This is a genomic window from Emergencia sp. 1XD21-10 (assembly GCF_009936045.1).
In the GTDB taxonomy this organism is placed as follows: Bacteria; Bacillota; Clostridia; order Peptostreptococcales; family Anaerovoracaceae; genus Senimuribacter; species Senimuribacter intestinalis.
In genome coordinates, this window is sequence record NZ_QWEQ01000093.1 from 1 (window position 1) to 660 (window position 660).

Genomic DNA, 660 nt, shown 5'->3' on the forward strand with positions numbered 1-660 from the left:
ACAAAAAAGCAAAAGCACAAACCATTTTGGAAACAACTCTAGATTGTTTCTTTATTCAAACATGCAATCCAGAAACAAAAGCAAAACAATTTCAAAAGGTAGGGATTTAGGCGCAGACGTGAGGGTTGGCGATGAGGTATTCCTCACAAGCCTTGTACATTCCCAGGCTGTGTTCTTTCCCGGCCTTAAGATCTTCCTCCTTGACCTCGAAATCGCCCTTGGTGTGATACTCGCTCGTGACCTTCACCACGCACCCTCCGTCTGCAGTGTCTTCGAACTTCATGTCGTAGCAGATCTTCTCCAGCTTCTCCCCCAGCACGTCGCCTTCCACCAACGTGTATTTGATGGTGTGTTTCTCCTGGTCTATCTCGTCTATTCTGTGCTGCACGTACTTGAAGTGTGCACCCTCGGGGAAGTTGGTCTGGATGATGGAGCCGGGGGCGTAGGTGTCGCCGTGGACGAGCTCCATGCTCTTGATGGATGGGGAGGCTTTAGGGATGACATCTCCGGCCTCTGTGACCAAAGCCTTGAACAAACGAGATGAAGTGACCTTGGTTTTCAGTTCCTGAACAAAAGTAGTGACTCCCATTTTTTTCTTAGGGAAAAAGGTAGAGGGGGATTTGAGTTTGGAAATTAGTCAAGGATGAGATGGAAATGTGT

Annotated in this window: 1 protein-coding gene; it reads right to left on the reverse strand. The window is 48.0% G+C overall.

Annotated features, from left to right (window positions below; genetic code table 11):
• Positions 1 to 106: 106 nt before the first annotated feature.
• Positions 107 to 589, reverse strand: coding sequence for a pathogenesis-related BetVI family protein (locus tag D1151_RS16460; protein ID WP_160216508.1), 483 nt, complete (start codon positions 587 to 589; stop codon positions 107 to 109).
• Positions 590 to 660: the final 71 nt, after the last annotated feature.

Coding starts and splice junctions, on each gene's coding strand:
- D1151_RS16460 (WP_160216508.1), bottom strand. CDS start 589: ATGGGAGTCACTACTTTTGTTCAGGAACTGAAAACCAAGGTCACTTCA.